Origin of the sequence: Micromonospora sp. WMMD754 (assembly GCF_049315235.1) — a bacterium.
Taxonomy (GTDB): Bacteria; Actinomycetota; Actinomycetes; order Mycobacteriales; family Micromonosporaceae; genus Micromonospora; species Micromonospora sediminicola.
Map to the genome: position 1 here is coordinate 6,444,938 of NZ_CP186058.1, position 24,349 is coordinate 6,469,286.

The window sequence follows — 24,349 nt, forward strand, 5'->3', positions numbered from 1 at the left end:
ACCGACCGAAGCGGTCCAGGAAGGGCTCGGCGCTCACGCCCATGCTGCACAGTTGCCGCTTCTGAGCCCGTACCAGCATGAGCTGACCAGCGACTGTGCGCCCCACCGCTGATCTGTCGCACCGACCTGTCATGATCACCCACGACTTACCGAGGGCGGCGACGGTTCATCACCGATCACGGCCGCGCCGGCCGGCCTGCACTGCGCCATGACCAGGAGACACACGAATGCGCAAGACCATCATCGCCGTTGGAGCCCTCGGTCTGGCCCTGCTCACCGCCGGCTGCGGCAACGAGGACACCGCCGAGCCGACCACCCCCGCCGCCCCGGGTGCCGCCTCCACCGAGGCCAAGGCCGACAAGCCGCAGGAGCCGAAGACCGTAGAGGCGGCCAAGGCCCTAGCTCAGAAGGAGTACGACACCTACGCGGCCGGCGACTGGAAGGGCGCATGGGACCTCTGGACCAACGAGGGCAAGGCAGCGATCACCCGCGGCGAGTACGCCCGCCTGCACACCGAATGCAAGACCATCACCGGCCTGACCTTCGAGATCACCGGGGCCCGTCTTGAGAGCGAGGACAGGGCAGTCGTGAACTTCAAGCGGTCGATCGCCGCCGGGATGTCCGAGATCCGGTACGAGGATGGGCAGTGGCGGTACCAGCCGGACGCCGAGTCGATGGCGGACTACGCCAAGGGCGTCGACAAGGTCATCGCCGAAGGGCAGGCCAGCGGGCGGTGCCAGAAGTAGGCGAGCAAGCGAGTAGCCCTACGCCTTCCGAGTCTTGAATCAAAAGCCTCGAAAGACGCCATCTACTCCCACTGACATCGCGAACTCGACGTAGTCCATGTTCGCGAGCGACAGGTTGTTCTGGATCGCCTGCACCTGCCGAGGCAGCGCCCGGAACGGTCGCGCGTCCACCGCGCAGTTGAGGTTGATAACCAGCACGGGGTGCTCTGGCCCGGTCACGGCGACAGCATCGATCACGAACAGCACCGGATGCCGGTACTCGTGCGGGTAGATCGGTGGGTAGCCGGCAAGGATCGTGGCTTCGTCCAGGCCGTTCAACGCGCGGTCCTCAACGAAGTCGACGTCCGCGCCGAAGCCCTCCTCGGTCGGCTCAGCGATCCACCGCCGGATCCGGCTCCAGACGGTGTCATCGGTGAAGTCCGCCCGGATCACCAGAACGCTCCTCGTTTGCGGTAGCCCTGCCACCGGCGCAGCGTAACCGCCGATATGGGCGCCGGCACACTGCCGTGCAGATCATGAGGCACGGGCCGGCCGGCCGCCCTTCACTGCGGCCGGCTGCACGGGCCCCGCGATCGATCACGCACTCGGCCGATGTTCACAGGGGGTTCGTGGTGAGCATGGTCGCCGACCACGCCATGGCCCGAATCGAGTCACCCCCATGCGGGCACGGGCGTGATTCATGTGCGGCTGCGGTACCGTCCGCCCAGCGTTGTTCGGTGCCAGGATGGCGTGCTCGATACCGCTCGGCGTAGCTGTGGACGAGATCGAATCGGCCGTGGAAGGCGAGCCATTCCAGAACCGCGACCGGGTCGACGGTGTAGTCGCCGGCGCGGGAGCCGACGATCGAGTCGGGGTCGCTGGCCTCGGCGAACCACGGCAGCACGCCCTCTCGCATCATCGCCATGAACCGATGCAGGTGCCCGACACGCTGCGCGGGATCGGTCAGGTCGATGTCGCCGTCCTGAGCATCGCCGTACACGTAGCCGTTGGCCCGGCCTGACGCGTAGCCCAGCAGGTGGCCGCACACAAGGTCGCGGTCGGCCGGTTCGGCGACCACGTGTGGGTGCGCCAGCCGCCATGTCCGCACTACCGGGTCCCTCACCGCCACGTAGGTGGAGACCGAGATGAGCCCGCCGACGCGGTTGTACGAGCTGGCCTGCAGAGCAACCTGCTGCACCACGTCACCGACCTGCCGTTGCACGATCCGAGACTTCACGAGCCAGCAGAAACCGTGCTCCCCCAACGCCTCGGCGATCCAGCTGCCGGCAACGTCGACCACGTCACGAGGCCGACGAGCGGCCAGCAACTCCTGATCCAACGCCACCCGATCAGTCAACCACCACCGGCAGGCGCCCAGTTCGATCACCTAGACATCCGGACCAGGACCTGGCTGAACGGCACTCGCAACACCGCATCGCGTACCCAACGCAGATCTTCAGAGGGGAAGGCCGCCGAGTTAGGCCTGAGCGAGAAGGTGACGCGAAGGGCTGTAGTCGATCTTCGTGTCGGCGTAGACGCCGAGGGCGCCGTCCATCAAGCACCTGAGGCCGACGCTGATCCAGCGCACCTCGCCCTCGTCGAAAAACGCATAGCCAACCGCGACGGCGAACTCCTCACCCCCGCACGGGCAGGAGCAAGACTCGTGACCGGTCCCGGCCCAGTGATCGGCACTGTCGCCGATGAAAGCGACTCCGCCGCAGGTGAGGCACGCGCGTCGGGTCGCATCCTCCTCATCGATGTCCACCCGGAAGGCGAGACCGTCGCACTCGCCGCATCGCGACTCCGCCACCACGGATACCGAATACCCTCCCGCCCTGAAGAAGCGGATGTACTCGGCCAGGTCAGCGAAGTTGTCCCCACGCCACAACCTCCCGGTCTTCCTCAAGGTCACCTCAGCATTCTGTCTAGCGCCGGCCGTTCGTCGCACCGACACACCGACGTCGTCAGCCCTCGAAGCCCAGCCGGTGCTGCCGCCTGTGGTCATCCCGAACTGGTCAGTCGCGACGCACGCGAAGCGCCCCGGTGACGGCGGTTCCGCTGTGCGTGATGGCTAGGGTGCGTGGATGGCATCAATGGAGGAAGCGCCGGTGGTGTTCCAGCCCCTGGCCGACCGGACGGTGGATCGGTCCGCGGCGTACGCGATTCTGTTGGGCGAGCTTCTCCACCTCGTCGATGCGGAACCTCCGGCGCTCGATCAGCCGGATCTCCGCAGCGGCCGGGCCTGGCGTCACCGCGCTCGCCGTGCTGTCGGCGCAGCCGTCGCTGACCGCGCCATGCTGACCGACGAGGCTGGCCCGGTGCCGGATGCCTGGTTCACACCGCTCATCCGGGCCGCGGTGCATGAGCCTGACCCCAGCTTCGTGCGCGATCTTGTCGGCCCGACAGTGACCGCCTTCGGCCGGCGCCGGGTCAGGCTCGCTCTGCTCGACCATGTCGAGACCGGCATCGCCGCTGATGCCGCGGGAGCGGCCCGCGCCTGGTACTCGACAATCGTTCCACTGCGCTACCGCACCAGCTTGAACACCCCGACCCAGGAGAGCCTCGGCGAACGGGCGAAGTACTACGACCTGGACCGCCGCTACCGCGAGGTCGGGCTACGACGCTTCGTCGCCGACGACGATGTCGACGTTCGTCGCTGCCTGCTTCCCGGACTGCCGCTGAGCCCGGACGCGTACCCCACCGACATGCACCCACTGGTCACCCAGGCCGTCGAGATCGCCCGCTCGTCGGAGGACGAATACCTTCGCCATCGGGTCGAGATCCAGCTCCGCCGCTAAGCAACTGGTTGAGCCGACGTCGCGTAGTGCAAATGCAGGGGTGGATCACGCTTCTGCCGTCTGGTCTGGGATGACGAGGAAGTCAGTGACGTAGCTGCTCACCTCGCCGCCGGCGGCCTACCCGACGAAGGTCGGGTGGAGGCCGTCGCCCCATCCAGAGCTAACGATGATCACGTTCGCTCCGGTCGCTTCATCCGTGATCGCATCGATAGCGGCAGGTGCGGGCGGCACCTGCGCCGGAATGAAGACATCGTCCACCTGGTCGAACTCCCTGCGGGCGAGCGCCCTGACGACAACCGCGTCCGCTGGTGCGCTCACGCCCGCGTCCACCGGATAGCGAACCTGTCCGCTCCCAACTCGACGGGCTCCTGCCGCGTCCGCCAGGCTCCAGAGGTAGGAGCTCTGCGAAGCCCTGCTAGTTGTAGCCAGCGTCGATAGTGCCATCCGAAGCGGGAAGTGAATGTTCCGTGGCTTTCCTAGTAGTGCTTTGTTAGGTCGTTGTGGCGTGTCGCTTGTACGGGCATCGTGGTGGTGTTTGGCTGCGGTGCGTGGATGAGCGGGAACTCGTTCGGGTGCGGGCGCGGTTGGAGGACTTCGCGGCGGGGATCTTCGCGGGGTTGCGGCGCTCGGATCAGCGGGCGACGGGGCTGCGGTATCTGCGGGGGCTGATGCTGGACGGTCGGCGCAAGTCAATGCAGCCGATGGCGCAGCGGCTCGGGGTCGATCATCAGCAGTTGCAGCAGTTCCTGACCTCGTCCACGTGGGACGTCGCTGGCGTGCGGCGGCGGCTGGCCACCGCGGCGGTCGATCTGGTGACGCCCCAGGTGTGGGTGGTCGACGACACCGGATTTCCCAAAGACGGCAAGGCTTCAGCGTGTGTGGCTCGGCAGTACTCCGGCACGCTGGGCAAGGTCGCCAACTGCCAGATCGCCGTCAGCGTCCACGCCGCGGCCGACGCCGCGTCGGCGGTGCTGAACTGGCGGTTGTTCGTGCCGGAGTCCTGGGACGACACCTGCGTGCCCGGCCCGGACGGCAAGCCCGCGAACGCGCACGCCCGCAGGCTGCGCCAGCAGCCGGTCACTCTCGACCAGGCCGGGGCGAAGAAACCACATGTGCGCCAGCAGGTGCCGCCCGCCGAGCAGATCGCGCTGATCCGCCGGCGGCGGGCGGCATCCAAGGTCCCCGACGCCGAGCGGTACCGGCCGAAGTGGCTGATGGCCCTGGAGATGCTCGACGAACTGGCCGCGTGGGGGCTGCGTCCGCCGCTGCTGACCGCTGATGCCGGCTACGGCCAGGTCGCCGAGTTCCGCCAGGGCCTGACCGAACGCGGCATCGGCTACATCGTGGCGACCACCTCGTCCACCACCGCTCAACCCGGCGACGCCCAACCCGTCGAGGTCCCCTACGCCGGAGTCGGCCCCCATCCCACACCGCGCTACCCCCACCCGGCTCGCAGCCTGAAAGACCTGGCCCTCGCCCACGGCGCCGACGCCACGACGTTGGTGCGCTGGCGCGCCCGGCTACCCGCACCCGACCGCACCCCGGACCGGCCAGCCGGTGAACTGTCCGGGCACTTCTTCGCCCTGCGGGTGCGTCCCGCCGGCCGGGTGATCCGACGCGGACCCCACCGCGGTGACGACGGCGTCCTGCCCGAATGCTGGCTGCTCGTGCAATGGCCCCCCGACCAGCACGAACCCAGCGACTACTGGCTGTCCGACCTACCCGCCGACACACCCCTTGCCGAACTGGTCCGCCTGGCCAAAAGCCGCTGGCGCATCGAGCACGACTACCGCGAACTCAAGACCGCCCTCGGCCTCGACCACTTCGAAGGCCGCTCCTGGATCGGCTGGCACCGCCACGTCACCCTCACCGCAGCCGCCCAACTGTTCCTCACCCAACTACGGCTGACACGCCCAAAAGCAGCAGGGCAGACCTGAGCCTCTACGCCGTCCTCCGCGAACTGCAATACCTACTCGCGACCTGGCTCGGGTTCTGCCCCCTCTGCCACCAACTCGTCCCAACCTAACAAAGCACTACTAGTACGGCAGCCGCCGTTTGAGATCTCGCTGCTCGGGTGCGGTGGACGCGAGGCGGCCACCGTGTGATCGTCTGTACGTTGTAAACATAACTTCAGATCTGGCGGCGGCCTCGTGCCACAGCGTAGCTGTTGCTCGTGGGAGCGGGTGCTGACCGAGGTGCTGGGCTGCTTCGCGGGCCGGTTCAGCCGGGTGGAGCCGCGTCGTGCGGCGGGACAGTTCGTGACCGGGCTGCTGTCGGACCTGGAGGTGAAGACGTGCTGGCAGTTGGCCGAGCAGGCCGGGTATGCCCGGCCGGATGCGATGCAGCGACTGTTGTACCGGGCGGTGTGGGACGCCGACGCTGTCCGCGACGACCTGCGGCAACTGATCACCGGCCGGTTCGGTGATCGGGACGCGGTCCTGGTCGTCGACGACACCGGGGACCTGAAGAAGGGCGTTCACACAGTCGGGGTGCAGCGGCAGTACACCGGCACGGCGGGGCGGGTCGAGAACAGCCAGGTCGGGGTGTTCCTGGGCTACGCCGGCGTTGATGGGCACACCTTGATCGATCGGCGGGTGTATCTGCCGGCGTCGTGGACCGAGGACCGGGATCGCTGCCAGGCTGCCGGGGTGCCCGACGAGGTCGGATTCGCTACCAAGCCGGAGTTGGGCGCCGAGATGATCACCGCCGCTCTGGACGCCGGGGTGCCGGCCGGGTGGGTAACCGCGGACGAGGCTTACGGTAACAGCGCCGCCTTCCGCGCTGGCCTGCGCCAACACCAGCTCGGCTACGTCCTAGCCGTGTCCCGCAGCCACCTGGTGCCGATCGACGGCGGTAAGACCCGGCTGCGTGCCGACCGGATCGCCGCTGGCCTGCCCGCCTCGGCGTGGCAGCGCTGCAGCGCTGGCGCCGGGTCGAAAGGCCCGCGCTTCTACGACTGGGCCTGGCTTGATGACGTGTGCACCGACGCCGACCCCGACGACAGCGGCCGACACAGCATCTTGATCAGAAAGAACACCACCACCGGTGAGTCGGCCTTCTACCGCTGCTGAACTCCCAGACCGGCCACCCTCGCCCAGCTCGTCCGGGTCGCCGGGATCCGCTGGACCGTCGACGAAGCCTTCCAGGCCGCCAAGGGCCAGGTCGGCCTGGACCAGCACCAGGTCCGCCGTTGGGACCCATGGCACCGCTTCACCACCCTCGCCCTGGCCGCCCTCGCCGTCCTGACAATCTGCGCCGCCGACGCCACCCACGACGAATGCAGCGACACTAAGCTGATCACGCTGACCGTCAACGAGGTCCGCCGCCTGATCAACGCCTACATCATCCGCCCGATCAGCGACCTCGCCCACCGATTGCACTGGTCAGGCTGGCGACGCCAACATCAAGCCCGAGCCCGACGAGCCCACTACACACGCCGACTCAACCCCGAACCCCACCTTTGATCACGAATGGAAGTCTCGTACTAGGGTGTGCGGGATGACCGGCCGGCACGAACACGACCTCGCCCTGGCACAGGAACTCGCCGACAAGGCGGACCAAATCACGTTGGCACACCTGGCGGCAGGGCCCGCCGCTACCGTTAAGCCGGATCGAAGTCTCGTCACCGAAGCCGACCTGGCGACCGAACGCGCGTTGGCCGCCATAATCGCCGCGCGCCGGCCGACAGATGCCCTCGCGGCCGAGGAGCTCCACGGCGACCGGATAGTCGCAGGCCGTTGCTGGGTGGTCGACCCAATAGACCATACAAACAACTTCGCCCGTGGCCTGCCGTACTTCGGCACGCTGATCGCCCTGCTCGTCGAGGGACGGCCGGTGGTCGCGGTGGTCAGCGCACCTGCCCTGGGGCGCCGGTGGTGGGCCACCCGCGGCGGCGGCGCCTACACCGGCGGGCGCCGCATCCAGGTCTCGGCCGTGGACCGGCTCGCCGACGCTCACCTGAGCTTCGCCGAGCTCGCCGGTTGGCGAGACCGGGGTCTGCTGCACCCACTGGTCGACCTTGTAGGGAAGGTCAGATGGACCTTCGGCTCGGGGGGCTTCCTTGCCCAGATGGCCGTGGCCGAGGGCTCGTTGGACGTGGCGCTAGACCCCAGCGGATACGTCTGGGACCTAGCGCCAAGTCAGCTGATCGTCGAGGAAGCGGGCGGCATCTTCACGGACCTGACGGGTCGCGAAGACCCCACGCGAGGAACGGCCGTGGTGACCAACGGACTGCTGCACCGCGAAGTGCTGACGCGCCTGGCCCGCTCCGCCTAAACCTCGGGCAGCTATGAATCGCCACGATGAGCTAACTCGACCTCGATGAACACCGGTCCGCCACTGAAACTCCTCGCCGCAGGTTCACGATCCTCGTCTTGATCATCCTCGCCGTCCTGACGGGCGAGCCGACATTAAGTCCGAACCCGACGAGCCCACGACACCTACGCCTCGATCTCGAACTGCAGCACAAATCACGAAGAGCGGCTGCCGTACTAGCCTCGGGCGTTGGTCCGCAGCCTTCCGCCCCTGTCCGTAGCGCTCTAACCCCATTGCTGTCACCATTGCTGTCGACAGCACTAGGGCCTTCGGAATTCGCCCTGGTCGGCGGTCGCATCGTGCGTGGGCGTCCTGCGCCTGCCGCTACGGATCGAACCAGCGCTCCCGGGGCGAGCTCGTTATGCTCGGCTCGTGCACCGCTACTACAACCCGGAGTTGACCGAGGGGCAGAAGGCTGCCCTCGACCGGGAGAACATGGCCGTGCTGGCTGCCGCACAAGCCGCCCTGGGCAACATCTCGTCGGACATCCGCGCCCTGTTCGTGGACGCGGGATCAGAGACCTTTTGTCCTCCACTTCGTCGTGGCGGATGGTCAAGCCGAAGCCTGCCGGGAAGATATTGACGACACGGTTTCGGAGTTCCTCGCCCAGACCTGGGGTGACGAAGACCTGGAGGCTGTCGCTCGCGTACACGTCGAGGAGGTGCCCAAGGATTGGAGGAGCCCCGGCTGGCGGCCCGTGTACTGGGCTGCTGGCTGGACCGCTCGGCGGGAGTAGGCGGCCGCGAAGCGGCATGCACAACCTTGAAGCGGAACTACAGGCCGTGATCGGCTCACCAGCGGGAACAGTCTCGGCACCTGCTCACATGGGTCGCAGGCTGCCAGGGCTGCTCACTGATCGGCAACGTTCGACAATGCCTCGTGCCCCTGCGTGCCCCAGATAGCCGCGCGCCACCCAGGCGTGACCGACCTGGCAGGATCAACCCGGTGACCAGGTCCGCCGAATTGCTGCGCTGCGAGGCGATTGCATGGGTCGACGAAGACTGGCCGGGTTGGGTTCGTGTACGGCTGGTCGACGCCGACGGACGAAACTGGTTCTTCGTCGACAAGGTGCCGATCTTCTTCGCAGAGGACGGCACCCTTCCTGGCACTGCTCTGCCCCGGCCGGCGTTCGTGAGGTGCCATGTCGTCGTTCAGCAGGAGGATCAGGTGCTCGTCGTTAGCACTGCTCCCGACCATGTCGAAGCCGAGGACGGCACCACTCAGTTCCGGGTCCGCCCGAATCAGCTAGAGCGGGCAACCTGGTCCTGATCCGACTGAACTGTCAGCTTGGGAATCGGATTTATCTACACGGCGGGTAGTCGCAGCATCAGGGAAATCGCTACGAACGTTGATCATCAGGCAAGTGTCCCCGTCGCCCCGCGTTGACCGCTGTCTCGGGCACCGGTCGGGCACGAGCCTGGCCCAGACGAGACGTGCGTCAGTGGCGTAGCTGCCAGCAGGAACGGGTGAGGCCACGTGCTCTTAGAGATCGACGGCCGCGAGGTGCGCACCGAAGCCGACCTTCACCTGCTCTTGGCCCGTGCACTCGACTTCGGGCCGTACTACGGTGCGAACCTGGATGCTCTGTGGGACCGAATGAGCAGGGATGTTCCCCGCCCGGTCACCGTCGTCTGGACTGACTGGCAGGCCAGCGAGAGGAATCTCGGAGCGGAGCGATTCGGAAGGATCTGCGGGCTCCTGCGGGCAGTGGAAGCCGAGGACCGCGAGGCTGGTCACGAGGAACGCTTCACGTTCGAGCTGCGATGACCCCTTCGTTCCGAAGCAGGACGCGGCACCAACTCTGACCTGCGGACTCCTGCACCGCCAGGAGGGCTCTCACTCGGCCAGCAATCTCACTGCTCCTGCGTCCTGTACCTCTCCTCGGCTTCTTCGGAGTGCGCTGTAGTGCCTCGCTGCGGCTCGCATGGACTCGATAACCGTGAAGCCCGGGTAGTAACGACGGTCGGAGTACAGATGCCGGTGGTAGCAGGCCCAGTAACTCGCCACTCGCTGGCGCGTGACAGCGAGGAAGGACGGGTTCGCGGCGAGAACCCGTCCATAGACAGCGTGCTGCGGCGTCGTGGGATCGTCGAGTTCCACGAGTTCACGGCGGAGGTCGAGCAGGATCTCCAGGACGTACTCCCCGACGAGCCGAACCACGAATGGGACCACCCACGGCTCGTTCAGCCCCAGAATATGCTCAAGCCGTCGTTGCCGTACTCGACCGTCGTGGTGACGCGTATAGAGGCAGTTGAGAATCGCCAACTGCGTCGGCGGCAGGCTGGCCTCCGCACCGGCTGGGGGTTCGGCCTGGTAGATGCGGTAGGGGATGACCAGTGGCTGCTCATCGACGGTTACACCGAAGGGCAGAGCCGGCGCCAAGGGCGCCGACGGTAGGAGATTCAAGACGGTCTGCACGTCCCGCTGAAGGTGGGCCGGGAAGGCAGCCGCCAGTGACGGCCCGGTAGGAATCCTCGGCGCTGGGCTTTGCACGGTCGGACGGTACAGCCTTCCAGCCGTGGGGACAGGCCCACAGCGGGATGGCCCCTTCCGAGAGGCAAGCCGCGACCGACTGAGGTTCCCCCGGTCCGCTCCGGTGACCTAGACACCGGCCGCCCAGCATGGAAATCCTCGGCCACACACCGATCCTCCGCCGTCCATCGACCTCGTGCGGACCAGATGCCGACCGGTCACGGCTAACGGCCGAACACGAATCCTCCAGCCGGCAGCAAGCCACCCACACACCGCCACAAAAAGAGGGTTTACCCCCGACATCGCATATCGGCGCTTCCTGCCACTACCACTTCCCGCACACCCTGCCTGACCACGTGCGCGCCTCCTCTACTCATGCCGGTTGCGCTGCACTGGCCTGATCACGTCTTGCCACAGTCCTCGCATCAGGGCTCGGTGACGGTTGGTTCCGCCGCGTGGCATCAACCGGTCGACCCGCAGCTTGATCACGCCCGCCCAGCAGAGACACACGCCGGCGGCGATCCCCAGCACTGCTACGACGAACAACGTCACCGTCACCGGTAGAGAGCGGACGAACGTCGACAGCAAAACCAACAGACCAAAGACCAACCCGAGGGCAAGGCATCGGTATCCCGAGACCAGGCTGCGGTAGCCGCCGCTGGATCGGATCCGCGCAACAGCCTCGTCGAGTCCTGTCTCCGCCACAACCACCGCCCTCATCCTGGGGCGCCCAGTATGCACCCGCCCAGGTCGATGGGTGTTCTGCTGTCCACGTGCCGCATGCTCGGTGAGCCGCTGTGCGACGACCGGTCCGTGATCCGCCGGGAAAGCTCGCGAGAAGACCGATCTTGGGCGTAATGACACCGCGGGGAAGCGCGAGTCAGGCAGGGTCGGCCTGAGCCACGGCCAGCCACGAGGACCGGTCATTGGGCAGGCGAAGCCGCGAAAACGTCGCCTCCCAGGCTTGAGCGTCCCGCGATGCGCGGTAGCGGTCCGGAGGCGCTAGTGTCCGGAAGTCACGCCCCCAGGCCGGATCGTGCTGCGCGAGCGCCGCGGCGAGTCGGCGCTGCGCGGGCGTGGCCGCCGACGGCAGGCCGTCAGGGAAGACCATCCGCAGGTACGGCTCGCACAGCGCGGCCTGCATCTGGTGCTCCTCGCCGACGTCGAGGTATGTCGCGCCGTACGGCACCGACGCGATCGCTGCGGGTAGGAGGCGGTCGACGTCGTCGATGGCGCGGCACAGCCGCTCGGCGAGCACGGCCGCCGCGTGCGGCAGGACCGTGAGCACCATGCCCTCGAACGCCTGCATGTCGATGACGGCCGGATTCTTAGTCGCCTCCCCCAGCAACACTGCCGTCGCCTCAGAATCGTCGGCGAGCGCTGGAGCGAGCGCGGCGCACACTCGCACGCCGGGGTGGGGGTCGCTCAGCCACTCTCGGGGTGCCCCGTCCAGTTCGCCGGCGCCCAGCAGCATGGAGGCGCGATGATGCGGGTCGTCCGAGACGCACTCCGCTAGGTGGTAGGCCAGCAGCCGAGGCTGGTGCGCCACCAGGTCGGGATGGCGGCTCAGCATCGCCGCGGCCGAGGCGGCAGAGATCCGCAGCCGCGGCTCCGAGGCGGCCAGCATTGGCTCGATCGCCGCGAACACCTCGGGCAGTAGGTCGAAGCAGTCCACGCGCGCCGCGGCCAGCAGCACCTCGCCCGGCGCGTCGGCCTCCGTCCACTCCAGGACCGAACGGGGCCCGCGTAGGTACGCCGCCAGCCACTGCCGTACCTCGGGCTCATCGCGCCGGGACGCCGCCGCCCGGTCAACACCCGCCAGCGCGACACCAGCGACGTCACGTAGGAACCACACGGCTGCCTGGCGCAGGGCCGGGTCGTCGCCGCCGAAACCCGGCTCTCCTATCGTCCGGACGAGGTAGCGCACACCCCCGACCGTGGCCGGGGTCAGCCGCCCGCCGCAATACAGCGCCGACCACAGGAACGAGGACGGCACCCGCCAGAACGGCTCGCCAGGCTCCCGGGAACGGTCGTGACCCTGACGCAGCGCGTCGAGAAGGGCTTCGTCGTCAACCGACGGGCCGTAAGCGTGAAAGGGCATGGCTCAGCCTCACCGGAACGAGCACCACCGCGGGCGGCTCATGCTGAGGAACAGTAACAGCGCGAGAGCCTACGCACCGCTCTGCGCCACCAGCATGATCAGCTGGTCCTGCGGTGTGCGCCCGACCCGCGGCATGAGCGCGCGATACCCCCTGGGTTAACCCCAGCCGTCGGCCGCGAGGGCGTCCAGTTGTGCCTGGATCTCCGATAGAAGGGCAGCGGGTAGAACTACGACAAAGTCGCAGCTCTCGGGGTCTTGGCCCACGCTCAAGGTGAGCTGGCCAGCGTTCACGCTCCACCACACGGGGCGTTTCGCCGATGTCCTGAGGCTGACGTCCAAGCGGTGCGTGTGATCGGCACCGGCAACGCGAGGGAGGTTCTTAGCCCACTCGTCCGGACTCGCATCTGCGTTCAGCAGCCATGAGGATCCGAACAGTGTGAGCATCACGTTGTCGTCGTCGAGTTACGCGTCCGCCCTTACGTCAAACCGCTCCATGCCGAAGAGTGTCGCAGCGGGATCGGACGCAAAGACCGCGCGTCGGCCGGCGCGGGCCTCGGGCGCGCCGCGCCCTGCTCAGCTACGCAAGGAGCACCGTTGGGCAGATGCGGGCGCTCGTCGGCGAGCTGCTATCGCCAGGCCGCGGCACACACCTCTATCCAAGCGGCGAGGTCGGGCACATGGTCGATCGTGAGCAGTGAGTACGGCGGGGAGCCCGCCAGGGGCGTGACATTGGCGAAGGCGTGATCTGGCGCGAAGAGGAGGAGCCGTCCGTCGTCGCGGTGCGCCAACGTCAGATTCCCGTTGGCCTCCACGGCCACGGCGTAGTACTCATCGGGGCTGATGGGGATCTCGACGCCGTGGTCTTCCCACAGCCACGCGTAGTCGGCGAGCACGCCGGCGATTGATACGTGCGCCGCGTCCTCCGTCAGCACCTCGTTCTGGTTGATCCACCAGGTGTCGGGCTCGCCGAACCGTTCGACGATCCCGCCGCACAGCCTCCAGAAGCCTCTGTGAGTCGACGTGATGCAGTCGCTGTCCACGTCGAGAGGTGGACGGCAGAGCCACCCCCGTCGATCATCCGACGGTCCCCATGCCAGCAACTCGAAGGCGTCCCCACCGACCAAGACGGGCGTAAGCGCCGCAGAAGCGAGCAGCGCGGAAAGCTCCGGCAAGCAGTCGACTGATCCGCGAGACCATGACCGCGCCTCGCCCACCACCACGCTCTTCCCTGACGGGAGGAACCACGTGACCTCGTACAGGAACTGATCCCAGTCGCTCATCACCGCGATGATGCCAGGGCCACCCTGCCCGCCAGCCAGCGAGCCGAACGCCTACTCATAGGCACTTGGACACCTGTCAGAACGACTCAAAGTCGATCCTGCGTCTTGTCAGCGCGGCCGGCCGACGTCGCCAATGCGAGTGACGAGCTGCTGTTCTGCCGCGTCCAGCCGGGTCCAGAGGTCAAACCACACCCGGCTTCGTGCTTGCTCGCCACGATCGAGTCCGACGACCGCGATGCTGTAGACCCCCCACAGGATCTCGTGGGGACGCGCTGGCGCATCGACCCCGATCGCGAAAGCTGCGGCCAGAGCGGCACGCGTGACGATCAGGCTGCCCGGGTCATCCGCATCCCGTCGACCAGCGGTGAGGAAACGAGGCTCGTCCGTGATCTTCATCCACCGGACAGCCGCGCCCGACACCTGTTCATCGATTATCTCCGCGACCGACTCCCGGATCGTGGCAGCAGGGTCGTCCCCGAGCCACTGAAAGAAATGATCAGTGCTGAAGAGCTTGGTGAAGTCGTCCTGGGGAGGCCCGTACCTCGGGTTCGGTTGGAACTCGCCAGTAAGTTCGCCGGCGTCGTCGACCTTCCACGCACCATGGATCGCCTCTGCCGGAATGTAGCCGTCCGGGTCACAGATCAGCGCCCGGTCCAGCTCGGCGACCCACCCTCCCGGTTGACGCGCCGCCTCAGCAACGAGCGCGGCCGGTGGCATTCGCTCCGGCTTCTCGCCAGGCGCCGTGTATCCAGCCATGATCACCAACCTTGCACGTCAGAGGCCAGGGTGGCCACATGCAACCTAGATCATTTGTCAATAAGGTACTGGGACGGCTCGCCAAGCCGAGGTTCTCACCTCCGCCACCGAGCGAGGACTGATCGACGACCCGGCCGCCGCCCGCGGCGTCTGGCACGACGCGGTCACCGCGCCTCGGCACGCGCCCTCGGCGGCATCCTCATCGGCGACGCCGGCGTCCACGACCGCCCCGGCGGCAAACCCACCTGGGGCCCACCCGCTCACGCCACTCTGCAACGCCCCATCGCCACCATCCGCTGAGTCCGCGATCACCATGGGGTCGAACAAACGGCATGATCAACCACCCTCACATCGGCGGGTCCGCGCACGCCCGGCCCGGCGCACGTTCACCGGGGGGACTTGCGGCAGAAGCGTGCACTGACCTTGGATAGCCGCAGCGGCGTACGGGGGCGGCGGCCGGATTCGCCGATGATCTTCTGCAAGGATGTCGACGTGATCATCCCTGGCTACCTGGACGGGTATGAGCCGCCATTCCTGCGGTCACCGTTGATCGATGGTTCCCAGGTGATGGCAGACGCTCTGTTCTGGCCGGCTTTCCTCTACACCGTGGGCGGATCCGTTTCGGCGCCGAACGCCTTCGGCGCCGACCTAGCTGACCTCGACGAACTCACCGCCACCCTTCTCAATCCGGACAGCTGGCCGGTGTTTTCTCTCGCGCTTGCTGGACGCAGCCGCCTACGCGTCATCATGCGGAACTTTCCCGGCGACGGCGGCGTCGACTACGTCCTGGATCCTGGCAACGGCGGCGACTCGATCCCGCTCGCCGCCATGGAAGGGCACTTTCGAGGGCCCGCGCTTGCTTGGCCAGAACTTGTTGCCGCTGCGCACCAACCAGACCAGGGACACACCGTGGCTGAACGAATGCTCCTACTGCTGCCAGCCTGCGCAGACCGCGACCGCCCTCGCACAGCCATTGACCTGGTGATGGCGGCCCTGACCTCACTCGGTGCCGGCTCCCATGCGCGTCAGGTAGGCGTCGAGTTGCTCAACAGCCGCCGGTACTGGACCCAAGCGTGTCAGTGGGCTACCGCTGACGGCGTACTGGTCTGTCTCGGATCGCACGCGTACCGGAGCCTCGGAAGCGAGCTTTCACCAAGCGATCTGCTCCTCATCACGGAAGCGTTCGCTGCGCTGGACTCCGGACGGCCGTAGCCGCGACGTCGCACTGTTTCCGGCCATGTCCGGCCGCCAGCCAGCCCGACCCATCGTGGGCAGGCGGCAAGCGGATCGCGACCAGAAGAGAGTGCCGCGCTGATCCTGAGGGCGCTGATGTTGACTCTCACGCCGCCTGAGGCTCGAAGCTTGATGGGTGAACGGTGATGCTCTGCTCAACATCGGTGTGTTCGCTGCGGCGACCGGCCTGACAATCCCTGCGTTACGTCACTACGACGAAGTCGGACTGCTCAAGCCGGCTCAGGTTGATCCAGGCAGTGGCTACCGGCGCTACCACCATGGCCAGCTCGACGACGCCCGCTTGATCTGCGGCCTGCGCGCGGTGGGGGTGCCGATCGACGAGGTTCGTGCGGTGGTGGGCCGACCTGCAGGACAGGTGCGGTCAGCGCTGGACGCACACCGCGAGCGATTGGTTGCTCAGATCCGCGAGGTGTCGCAGCGGATAGTCGCCGTCGACGAATTCATCGAGAAGGGAACTGCAATGCCAGTTTTGCAGACCATTCGTCCTATGCAGATCCGCATCAAGGTCGCAGACGTCCAGGAGGCGGCCGTGTTCTACACGGCTGCGTTCGACGTCGTGTTCAACGAAGCAATCTCGTCGGTGCAGTTCGGCACGTACCGCACCGACCGGTTCTTCCTGATCACGCTAGAGGAGCGGGACGGAGGGATGTCGAGGCATGACGGCACACGATTTGGGCTGCTCGTTGACGACGTCGATGCCGCTCATGACCGTGCGATAGAGGCCGGCGGCGTCGAGGTTCATCCCCCGACCGATTTCGCCTGGAAACCGCGTACGTCCTGTGTCCGTGATCCCGACGGGAACGTCATCGACCTGAGCCATGCATGACCCCGGACCGCACACCCCAACCCACGGCGAACGCACTACCTCCCGCATGAGCGGACGTCGTCGGCCTGCGAACTCGAGCCACGGGTGCTGAAGCTTTCGGGCACGCCGAAGAGGTCATCGCCCAGGAAGCGCTGGTCAGCGCGTTGCTGGTGGGATTCGAGTCTCAGCCCTCGGAATCACATCGACGCGAGCACGGCGGGAGCCAGAGCCATGCGTCGATACAACAGGGCCCTCTTGACCGGCGTCAGCGGGTCCCCGACGGCAGCCGGCACCAGCAGGACGGGGAGCAGCGAACCCTGACCACTTCGGCGTTCTCTGGGAGGTCACTCCGCACCGCTCGGCCGCATCACCGCAGCTCAAAGCCTTGTGCCTGTCCGGTGTCGGTGAGCACTTCGGGCGCGGTGACCACTTCGCCAACCTGCACCCAATCTGCTCCCACTTGAAAGGCTAGGTCATCCAGCGGGGCCTTACCAGGTTGACCTGCGCATACTCCCCGGCCAGGCAAGATAGAGTGGCCTGGATTGCTCCCCAGAATGGCTGAGCGCTCCGGGTGAAGCAGGACGCCGCACCCACTCTGACCTGCAAAAACGCGAAGCCGCAGGCAGGGGTGGGTGCAGTTGCCTGCCGTCCGGTGCCGTTCGGTGCGGTTGAGGGCCGTTCAGTGCAACCTGTTGCTCCCAACCTGCTCCCCCCATCCAGGGCTCACGCGGCTGCTGCGGCCAAGCTGAGACGGACGGTCCTGCAGATCGTTCGTTAGAGATCGTGGCCGCTTGCCCGAGCGGCACTGGCTAACGCCGACGCCCGGCCAGCGACCGTTAGGCTCAGCCGCTCCCGCCCCGCTCCCACCGCCCGGTCGTCGACCGGACTGCTCAGGAATGCCGCGCCTTATCAGCGGCATGTGCGGGCGTCTCGGGTCACCGGCGTGCCTGGTTACACTGCTCGGCTATGCGCTCGGTCGAGGTCCTCCAACAGTTCGACGCCGCAGCCGAGGAGTTCCTGTTTCCGGACCTGGGCCACGGCTACAACTACGCTGTTGACGTTCGGCTACATGGGTATCGTGACGCTGAGCAGTGGGCCCTCATCGTCGAGGCGGTCGGCTATTCGCCACGGGCCGGCAACCTCACCGACGTGCTCCACGTATTCGGCAACTGCCTGACCAGCGGCGAACCTGGCTATGGCAACGGTGACTTTCTCGACCGAGTCGACAACTGGGACGAGATAGAAGACCCCGACGAGCCCGAGACCTACCGGGGAGGACCCGTAGTGGTTCGTGGCCAGACGATCGCCCCTGCGGCCGAGCCGGGCGAGGACCTGGTCGACGTGCTGCGCCGGCTCGTTCCACGCCATCGCGAGCTTCTCCTAGCCGACGAGGAAGAACTGCGGCGCCGAATCCCGGTCGACACACCCGAGGTGCTCCGGCTGGACCAGTGGAACCACCCCGACCTCGCCGGCGGGCTACGACCCAGCGAGTCTGAAACCTTCCGCCAGATTGCCGATGTCCTGACAACCGGCGACCTCAGGCGATACACGCCGACCCTGCCGCCCAACACCCACTGGTCCAACTGGCCGGACTCGGGAAGCCTGTAGCCGGGCCGGACCAAGCCGCTCACCTCGTAGCAGAAGAGCCCATGACCTGTACCGTCTGCGCTCGTGACCCCGCCCTGCCACGGCTGCGGTAAACCGGCCGCGCCCGGTCGGCGGCATGAGCGCGCATCCGATCATGGAGGATCGATGGGCGGGCCGCCTGCACCGATGATTCCTGCCCCTCGTTGGGTCCGATCTGGCGACCTATCGGTTGTCAGCGTCGGCTCACGGCTCACCGCAAGTCGATCTCGACCTTGTGCGCGGTAAGCATGTCAAGCAGGTATTCCATGGTGACCGCCGGACCCAGCCGACGCCGATCGTAGGCGGCGACGAGGTGCGCGCGGGCGACGGCGGAGTCGTGCCACACCAAACGAAACGGTGCCCGCGCGCCGAACCCCCCGCGCAGGCAGTCGTCGAGGGCGTCGAGGTTCCACCCGAAGTATCCGCCCGGGCCGTTGATCGCCTCGCCGATCGCGCAGTAGAACCCCTCGATGTCGGTCACGAACCGGCCGTCGAGGTCGTATGTGATACCGGCCGGCCGGTCCGGCGCACCGGTCCGGTGGGCGAGCGCCACGCCGGCCCAGTGGTGGCGCAACTCCCGGTCGTAGTCGGCCCACAGATTCTTCTCGGCGGGCCGTCGGGCGTACCAATGCTCCAGGATGCCGAGGACACCCGTCGGCAGCGGCTCCCCCGGATCGCTGTCGACAGTGACGTCAAGGAGTCCGGCACCGAGCCGTGATGGCCCGCTCGCGTTGACCGTTCCGGACACTACGGCGCCGATGACCTGGTTTGCCGAACCGTCGGCGGCAACTACGTACACCTCGGCGCGGATGCGCCGGCGACGCAGACCTGCCTTGGTCGACTGGCGCAGCGCACCGAGCGCGGTCAGCAGCGGAGGTTCCGGCCGGCAGCCAAGCAGTCGCACCTGTGGCACTGCTGGTGCGGCCCGATCGCGGAACACGCCGGTGACGTCTCGGCATGTGCCGTAGGGCTGCTCGTCCCGACCATGGATCACGAATTCGATTACTTCGTCGGGACGTACCACGGCGTTCGTGCGGTCGTAGACATGGACGAAGCCGCTGAGATCGACGTCTACGGTTCCCGGCCTGGCGATGCTCGGTCGTCGCGCGAGCACCACGACGTCGCCGAGGTCCTCACCCCACCAGGACGGCGGCGTGCCTGGCGGTGGCGAAGGCGCCGCTATGGAGACGTCGCCCAGCCATGCCGCATCGGTTCCGAGCGCCTCGGCGGGCAGCCGATCGAGCAGATCGGCAAGCGCGCCGGCCGCGGTGCAACCGACGAGCGTGAACCGCTCCCGGGGCCGGGGCGGCAGATCCACGAACAATCCGTCGATCTCCGCGCACAGCGCCAGAGGGGTGTCGTCCTCGTAGGGACCCTCGAAGCCGACGTCGTCTAGAAGCAGCCAGCGTGGGCCGACCAGATGCTCCCACGTCCACCGCCGCTGCTCGGGCGGCAGGACCGCCTCGGGACCGGCGCTCGTCGTCACGCCGAGACCCTACCTGCTCCAGACGCCACGACCGGGCGCGTTCGTGGGACTGCCCAGCATGGCCGACGCAACCTCAAACGCATCCGCTCATCGGCATGAGCGCACGGGCCGGTCTGCAAGCCCTGCCCTGCCCGCGCCGTCATGCGATGATCTGCGCGCTGTACCGTGACCGGTCGTCGCCCTGGGCTCAGGAGATCAATCGTGGGGTTCTTCGGCACCTACCTCTTCAACGGACACCGGTGGACGGCACACCACCCCGCCGAACAACTGACCATCCCGGAGCCGTGGCTGCTCGTCGACATCCATGACAGCGACATCGCCACGATCACCTACCGCCCACCCGGCCCCGGCAGCGGTGTCGCCTACCTCGGTGACACCCCACGCACATACTTCGAAAACCCGGACGCCTCAGCCCCAACCGATGCGGCCCGCGAGGCCGCCGGCCTGGGCGCCTGGTGGGCCCACCAGCACGGTAGGTCGAGCGGGACCGAACGCGAGGCCAAGGATGCCGAGCTGGCCGCCTACCTTGCCGAAGACCTCAACCCAGCAGACATCGATCTCGACCACGACGACGATGACGAAGACGAAGACCTAGACGACGCCGAGGTCTTCGTGGAGGTCAAGACAGCACGGTTCCTCGCGGCGCTTGACCTGCCTGTTCCCGATGACCTACCCCGCTGATCACACGACACCAAAGACACAATCCTCCTCGTCTTCATCGCCGACATCTGACCACTTCAGGCCCGCCGAAGAGGCCACCGTCGAGGAACATCCCATTCTGCTGGTGGGATTCGGGGCTCAAGTGCCGGGAGCAACGGTGCCGTGGCACGATCGATCATGCTCGTGCTTGCTTGCCGATTTCCGTCCCGCTGTCATGGAGGAGCCGCCGATGAGCCCGCTTGGCAGCCTCATATGCATCGGCTTGCTCACCCTCGCAGCATCACTGGCCCTGCTTTGGGTCTGTATCCGCGTCCCTGAGAGCATCCAGCGATTGCGGCACCGTCTGACCAGGAAGCGACCCCGCCGGTTACGAGTTCATCCGGTACTTCAGGCTCCGCCGGAGACAGATCGCAGAGAAGAGACTCTATGGCGGCCTGAGCTCTACGACTAACGGTCAGGCTCCGTTTGACGCCCGCGCGCCGCTACGTGCGGGCGGAGCGGCGGTCCTGCGCAACGGGATGCCCCGCAAGTGAGTGGACAAAAGCCGTTGGTTCGGCAATGGGCGACCACGCTACGGTTCGCGAGTGAGCACCCCGCCCGGCGCGACGAGGCAATCGCTCGTCGGTCGCGATCTTCGGCACCACACCCTCGATGGGCACTCGTTCAAGTTGTGTGACTTCCGTGGCGCCGACCTGCGCGACACCGACCTGTCCTACGCGCGGTTCAGCTACGTCATGACGCACGATCCGGAGTAGGGACGCACAGACGTCACCGGGGCACGGTGGAACGGAGCCGACCTTCGAGGCGTCACCGCCGAACGCGTCATTGGGTGGCCGCACGATCTCTAGATTCCGGGGATACGTCCAGTTGACGTTGGGCCACCGAGCTGTCACCGCGTTCACCCGCCAAAGGCGTGCCGACGGCTTCGAGCTCGCCGAAGAGGTCACCGAGCAGGAAGCCCTGCTCAGAGGTTTGCTGGTGGGATCCGGGTCTCAACTCGCGAGATCCATACCGACGCCGCCACGAAGGCGTTCAGAGCCGTACGTCGATGCGGTACGGCACTGGTGACTGGCGTTGGCGGCCCCAGGCCGACAGCCGGCACCAGCCAGGCGGTGAGCAGCCAACCCTGACCACTTCGGTCTTCTCTGGGAGGTCACACCGATCCGTCCGCCCACATCCCCGCAGCTCAGAACGTTGTGCCCTGCTTGGCTCCGTTGAGCACTTCGGGCGCGTGACCACTTCGCCGCGCTGCACCCAATCTGCACCCACCTGCAAGGCCAGGCCACCCAGCGGCCCCTTACCGCCCTGACCTGCGGATACTGCCCGGCCAGGCTACATAGAGTGCCGTCGACTGCTGCTCAATTCGGCTGAGCACTCCGTGTGAAGCAGGACGCCGCACGCACTCTGAGCTGCGTAAACGAGAAGGCGCAGGTCGTGGTGGGTGCAGTTGAATGCCGTTCGGTGCCGTCGGGTGCCGTTCGACGCCGTTCAGTGCACCTGGTTGCTCCCAACCTGCTCCCCAATCTCAGGCCGCGATACCGGCGGCGCGTTTCGAAGCTCCGACCCCACTCCCCCGGCGTCGGCCAACCGGCTCACCGAAGCTCTGATTCCTCTTCCACCAGGTCCTCGAGGTCGGAGACGATGAACTCGCCGTAGTCGAACTGCTCGCCGAGCCGGACGAGGCGCTCGTACTGACTCCGTTCCGGTGGCCGCATCCAGCGTCGCTCGATGGGCAGCGCCCAGCGGTGGACCAAATCCGGGGAACGGACCCGGACGCACCGAAGTAGGGCGGGCCGTGACCACGCCATCGGGGTTCATCGGTTCCGGTACGGACGCCGTCAGAGCCATGATCTCGGCGGCTACCTGGTGGGCCAACTGCGTCCCTTCGACGACACGGATGCGAACGACCTCTTCGCACTGCACAGCAACGCCTACGTGCCGCGCGCTACTGGGACGCGCCGCAGTGAAGCGAATCCGTGCGCGCCGAGCGGTCCATCACCACTTGCCTCCTCACCTGCCGCGGTCAAATCTCGACCGTTGTCAGCCGTTGGAAGAGGGCACCCGAGTGGCGCCCTGGGACCTCAACCGTCCGGAGATGCTCGAAGCCTTGCGCGAGGTAGTAGCGGTGCAACGCCGTGTTTGTCTTCCAGGCATCCAGCCGGAGGCACCTCCTGCCGGCTCGGGCAGCCATCGTGTCGGCCTGTTTGAGCATCCACGCGCCGATTCCCCGCCCATTGCGCGATCGGTCCACGGCGAGGTGACGCACGTATAGTGCGGCGGACAGCCCGTCTGCAGCCGTCCAGAAGTCTTCGTCCGGCACCGTGCTGATGTCCATCAGGCCAACGATGTGGCGGTGTGCGTCCTCGGCGACATGTGTGGTCTGAGCTTCAACGCCGGGTAGCGGCTCCGAGGAGTGCCATGGAGGCCCGCTCCATTGGTCCGAACCACGCTGCTTCAGCCAGTCGACCGCGCCGTTCAGGATATCGACGAGCGCATCCACGTCGCTGGCTGTTGCGAGACGCAATCGCTGGCTCATCATGACATGATCATGCTTTGCGATTGGTCTGAGGAGCAACCTTGCCGATAGCCGAACGGCCCACCGTGCGCTGCTTCCTGCTCGCCTGCCTTGAGCCAAGGCACAAGTCAGCTTCGGCGAGCAGGCGCGGGTGAGCGTGAGCGGCAGCGACAGGGCAGACTGGCGGATACTCGTACGCGGCCTCGTCCATCGCACGCAGCGGGAGTTACTGGCGGTGCTTGACGGGCTGGAACCCGATCTCCTGGACCGAGCTGCCAAAGCTGGAACCAACTCAATCGGGTGGCTGTTGTGGCACCTCACTCGGAGTCATGATCGCAACATCAGCGAGCTTCGAGGAAGCCAGCAGGTATGGCTCTCCGACGGCTGGCACGCGCGCTTCGGCAGAGGCGCCGACCCCAGCGATACCGGCTACCGGCACAGCCGCGCCGAAGCGGCAGCGTTCCAAAGCCCGGCGCCCGAACTGGTCGTGGCGTATCACCGGGCAGTTGTCGACATGATCGACCATTACCTTGATGCCGCTTCCTTGGACGAGCTGTCGCGCCGGGTGGCAAGCCCAACCCTGGGTGACACAGCGACAGTCCAAGACAGGCTCGTCGGCCTACTCGCGGACGGGCTGCAACACGTGGGTCAAGCTGCCCTGCTCCGCGGCATGCTGGAGCGGCAGCTTCCAAGCTGAAGCCACCCGGCCCAGTCCTGCGGACACGTCACCCATGCAGCAGACCCTCGCCGTCCCTGCTACGGCATTGAAGAGGCCATCAGCATGGCCAGGAGTCCCCGCAACAGGTGATGATCAGAACATGAGTCGCATATGCATGGCACTGGTTGGCGATCGACAATTGGACGCCTCATCGCACGCGCCCGTCACCCGCGCCATCGATGATCTGAAAGAAGCGTTCAGCGGCGCCGAGGTGGAGTCCACCTGGTTCCCTACGACGGCGGTGGACAGGAGCCTGAGCGAGTATGACGGAGTCTGGCTTCTCGGCAGCCCTTACGAGTCCGAGGCAGGAGTCATCACAGCGGCTGGTGTAGCCCGCCGCAACGGTATCCCGCTGCTGGGTACGTGCGGTGGTCTGCAGCTGGCTGTCACCGAATTCGCCACCCAGGTCGCGGGCATGGACGAAGAGGAGGTCCTCGTTCCTCTCTCCTGTTCGGTGGGCAGCAACGAGTGTCTGGTGTTGGCCACGAGCGGTTCTCTGTTCGAGCGAGCGCTCGGCGCGAAGCAGACACGCGAGACCTATCACTGCAGTTATGGCCTGAACCCACTCGCCCTGCAGATACTGACTGAGCACGGCATGAGCTTCACCGGCTTCGACCCGGACGGCGTCGTGCGAGTGGCCGAACTACCCGCACACCCGTTCTTCCTCGGCACCCTGTTCCAACCCGAACTGTCCGTGCGGGCCAATCCCCATCCAATAATCCGGGCCTGGGCGGATGCCGCGTACGAGCGGAATCGCACGAAGGGCTGAGCAGTAGGGGGACCGCGCCCGAATCCACGGCATGAGGTCGCGGTGGCGATGCGTACCGCAGGCACCTGAC

Annotated in this window: 26 protein-coding genes and 1 pseudogene; 15 read left to right on the forward strand and 12 right to left on the reverse strand. The window is 66.8% G+C overall.

Going from position 1 to position 24,349, the window contains the following annotated elements; genetic code table 11:
* The first annotated feature begins 227 nt into the window (after positions 1–227).
* A complete protein-coding gene (locus tag ACN27B_RS30120) occupies positions 228–746 on the forward strand; it encodes a hypothetical protein (RefSeq protein ID WP_422742693.1) in 519 nt (172 codons plus the stop codon).
* Positions 747–785: 39 nt separating this feature from the next.
* Here the strand turns inward: ACN27B_RS30120 and ACN27B_RS30125 are convergent, their stop codons facing one another.
* The 3 genes from ACN27B_RS30125 to ACN27B_RS30135 all read right to left on the reverse strand — a co-directional run bounded on the left by ACN27B_RS30125 (position 786) and on the right by ACN27B_RS30135 (position 2,637).
* Complete coding sequence (locus ACN27B_RS30125; protein WP_422742695.1) at positions 786–1,178, reverse strand: DUF6924 domain-containing protein; 393 nt, start codon at positions 1,176–1,178, stop codon at positions 786–788.
* 163 nt (positions 1,179–1,341) lie between these two features.
* Positions 1,342–2,112: a hypothetical protein gene (locus ACN27B_RS30130; protein WP_422742697.1), complete on the reverse strand. Its 771-nt coding sequence runs from the start codon at positions 2,110–2,112 to the stop codon at positions 1,342–1,344.
* A 90-nt stretch (positions 2,113–2,202) separates the two neighbouring features.
* Entirely contained in the window at positions 2,203–2,637 is a 435-nt protein-coding gene (locus ACN27B_RS30135; protein WP_422742699.1) for a hypothetical protein, read from the reverse strand.
* A 172-nt stretch (positions 2,638–2,809) separates the two neighbouring features.
* Here ACN27B_RS30135 and ACN27B_RS30140 point away from each other — a divergent pair, with 172 nt between their 5' ends.
* The gene (locus ACN27B_RS30140) at positions 2,810–3,523 is read left to right on the forward strand and encodes a hypothetical protein (protein WP_422742701.1); all 714 of its coding nucleotides are present in this window, start codon (positions 2,810–2,812) and stop codon (positions 3,521–3,523) included.
* Between the two features lie 117 nt (positions 3,524–3,640).
* Here the strand turns inward: ACN27B_RS30140 and ACN27B_RS30145 are convergent, their stop codons facing one another.
* Positions 3,641–3,967 (reverse strand): DUF4241 domain-containing protein, encoded by a 327-nt coding sequence (locus ACN27B_RS30145; protein ID WP_422742703.1) that lies wholly within the window; start codon positions 3,965–3,967, stop codon positions 3,641–3,643.
* A 104-nt stretch (positions 3,968–4,071) separates the two neighbouring features.
* On the opposite strand from ACN27B_RS30145, the gene ACN27B_RS30150 reads away from it, so the two are divergent.
* The 6 genes and pseudogenes from ACN27B_RS30150 (at position 4,072) to ACN27B_RS30175 (ending at position 9,604) form a co-directional block, all read left to right on the forward strand.
* On the forward strand, positions 4,072–5,460 hold the full coding sequence (locus ACN27B_RS30150) for an IS701 family transposase (RefSeq protein ID WP_422742705.1): 1,389 nt from the start codon (positions 4,072–4,074) through the stop codon (positions 5,458–5,460).
* Positions 5,461–5,721: 261 nt separating this feature from the next.
* Positions 5,722–6,987 (forward strand): annotated as a pseudogene (locus tag ACN27B_RS30155) (IS701 family transposase).
* Positions 6,988–7,021: 34 nt separating this feature from the next.
* A complete protein-coding gene (locus tag ACN27B_RS30160) occupies positions 7,022–7,798 on the forward strand; it encodes an inositol monophosphatase family protein (RefSeq protein ID WP_422742707.1) in 777 nt (258 codons plus the stop codon).
* Between the two features lie 411 nt (positions 7,799–8,209).
* Positions 8,210–8,419 carry a hypothetical protein gene (locus ACN27B_RS30165; RefSeq protein WP_422742709.1) on the forward strand — a complete coding sequence of 70 codons (210 nt, stop codon included), beginning with the start codon at positions 8,210–8,212 and terminating at the stop codon, positions 8,417–8,419.
* A gap of 363 nt (positions 8,420–8,782) precedes the next feature.
* On the forward strand, positions 8,783–9,106 hold the full coding sequence (locus tag ACN27B_RS30170) for a hypothetical protein (RefSeq protein ID WP_422742711.1): 324 nt from the start codon (positions 8,783–8,785) through the stop codon (positions 9,104–9,106).
* Positions 9,107–9,313: 207 nt separating this feature from the next.
* Positions 9,314–9,604 (forward strand): barstar family protein, encoded by a 291-nt coding sequence (locus ACN27B_RS30175; RefSeq protein WP_422742713.1) that lies wholly within the window; start codon positions 9,314–9,316, stop codon positions 9,602–9,604.
* Between the two features lie 69 nt (positions 9,605–9,673).
* Here ACN27B_RS30175 and ACN27B_RS30180 read toward each other — a convergent pair whose 3' ends face one another.
* From ACN27B_RS30180 to ACN27B_RS30200, 5 genes are all read right to left on the reverse strand, one after another.
* Positions 9,674–10,219, reverse strand: coding sequence for a hypothetical protein (locus ACN27B_RS30180; protein WP_422742715.1), 546 nt, complete (start codon positions 10,217–10,219; stop codon positions 9,674–9,676).
* A gap of 459 nt (positions 10,220–10,678) precedes the next feature.
* A complete protein-coding gene (locus ACN27B_RS30185; RefSeq protein WP_422742717.1) occupies positions 10,679–11,020 on the reverse strand; it encodes a hypothetical protein in 342 nt (113 codons plus the stop codon).
* A 169-nt stretch (positions 11,021–11,189) separates the two neighbouring features.
* Positions 11,190–12,410: a hypothetical protein gene (locus ACN27B_RS30190; protein WP_422742719.1), complete on the reverse strand. Its 1,221-nt coding sequence runs from the start codon at positions 12,408–12,410 to the stop codon at positions 11,190–11,192.
* A gap of 626 nt (positions 12,411–13,036) precedes the next feature.
* Entirely contained in the window at positions 13,037–13,690 is a 654-nt protein-coding gene (locus ACN27B_RS30195; protein WP_422742721.1) for a hypothetical protein, read from the reverse strand.
* A 108-nt stretch (positions 13,691–13,798) separates the two neighbouring features.
* Positions 13,799–14,446: a hypothetical protein gene (locus ACN27B_RS30200; protein WP_422742723.1), complete on the reverse strand. Its 648-nt coding sequence runs from the start codon at positions 14,444–14,446 to the stop codon at positions 13,799–13,801.
* Positions 14,447–14,914: 468 nt separating this feature from the next.
* Between ACN27B_RS30200 and ACN27B_RS30205 the strand changes: the two genes are divergently transcribed.
* The 3 genes from ACN27B_RS30205 to ACN27B_RS30215 all read left to right on the forward strand — a co-directional run bounded on the left by ACN27B_RS30205 (position 14,915) and on the right by ACN27B_RS30215 (position 18,113).
* Positions 14,915–15,658 (forward strand): hypothetical protein, encoded by a 744-nt coding sequence (locus ACN27B_RS30205; RefSeq protein WP_422742725.1) that lies wholly within the window; start codon positions 14,915–14,917, stop codon positions 15,656–15,658.
* 157 nt (positions 15,659–15,815) lie between these two features.
* On the forward strand, positions 15,816–16,526 hold the full coding sequence (locus ACN27B_RS30210; protein ID WP_422742727.1) for a MerR family transcriptional regulator: 711 nt from the start codon (positions 15,816–15,818) through the stop codon (positions 16,524–16,526).
* Between the two features lie 945 nt (positions 16,527–17,471).
* A complete protein-coding gene (locus ACN27B_RS30215; RefSeq protein ID WP_422742729.1) occupies positions 17,472–18,113 on the forward strand; it encodes a DUF7003 family protein in 642 nt (213 codons plus the stop codon).
* Positions 18,114–18,342: 229 nt separating this feature from the next.
* Here ACN27B_RS30215 and ACN27B_RS30220 read toward each other — a convergent pair whose 3' ends face one another.
* Positions 18,343–19,617 carry a barstar family protein gene (locus ACN27B_RS30220; protein WP_422742731.1) on the reverse strand — a complete coding sequence of 425 codons (1,275 nt, stop codon included), beginning with the start codon at positions 19,615–19,617 and terminating at the stop codon, positions 18,343–18,345.
* 201 nt (positions 19,618–19,818) lie between these two features.
* Here ACN27B_RS30220 and ACN27B_RS30225 point away from each other — a divergent pair, with 201 nt between their 5' ends.
* Both ACN27B_RS30225 and ACN27B_RS30230 read left to right on the forward strand, forming a co-directional pair.
* Positions 19,819–20,298, forward strand: coding sequence for a hypothetical protein (locus ACN27B_RS30225; RefSeq protein WP_422742733.1), 480 nt, complete (start codon positions 19,819–19,821; stop codon positions 20,296–20,298).
* A gap of 563 nt (positions 20,299–20,861) precedes the next feature.
* A complete protein-coding gene (locus tag ACN27B_RS30230; protein ID WP_422742735.1) occupies positions 20,862–21,032 on the forward strand; it encodes a pentapeptide repeat-containing protein in 171 nt (56 codons plus the stop codon).
* Between the two features lie 837 nt (positions 21,033–21,869).
* On the opposite strand, the gene ACN27B_RS30235 is transcribed toward ACN27B_RS30230, so the two are convergent.
* Positions 21,870–21,992 carry a hypothetical protein gene (locus tag ACN27B_RS30235; protein ID WP_422742737.1) on the reverse strand — a complete coding sequence of 41 codons (123 nt, stop codon included), beginning with the start codon at positions 21,990–21,992 and terminating at the stop codon, positions 21,870–21,872.
* A 308-nt stretch (positions 21,993–22,300) separates the two neighbouring features.
* Positions 22,301–22,816: a GNAT family N-acetyltransferase gene (locus tag ACN27B_RS30240; protein WP_422742739.1), complete on the reverse strand. Its 516-nt coding sequence runs from the start codon at positions 22,814–22,816 to the stop codon at positions 22,301–22,303.
* Between the two features lie 127 nt (positions 22,817–22,943).
* On the opposite strand from ACN27B_RS30240, the gene ACN27B_RS30245 reads away from it, so the two are divergent.
* Positions 22,944–23,489, forward strand: a complete 546-nt coding sequence (locus ACN27B_RS30245; RefSeq protein ID WP_422742741.1) for a DinB family protein — start codon at positions 22,944–22,946, stop codon at positions 23,487–23,489.
* A 136-nt stretch (positions 23,490–23,625) separates the two neighbouring features.
* Positions 23,626–24,279: a glutamine amidotransferase-related protein gene (locus ACN27B_RS30250; protein WP_422742743.1), complete on the forward strand. Its 654-nt coding sequence runs from the start codon at positions 23,626–23,628 to the stop codon at positions 24,277–24,279.
* The last annotated feature ends 70 nt before the right edge of the window (positions 24,280–24,349 follow it).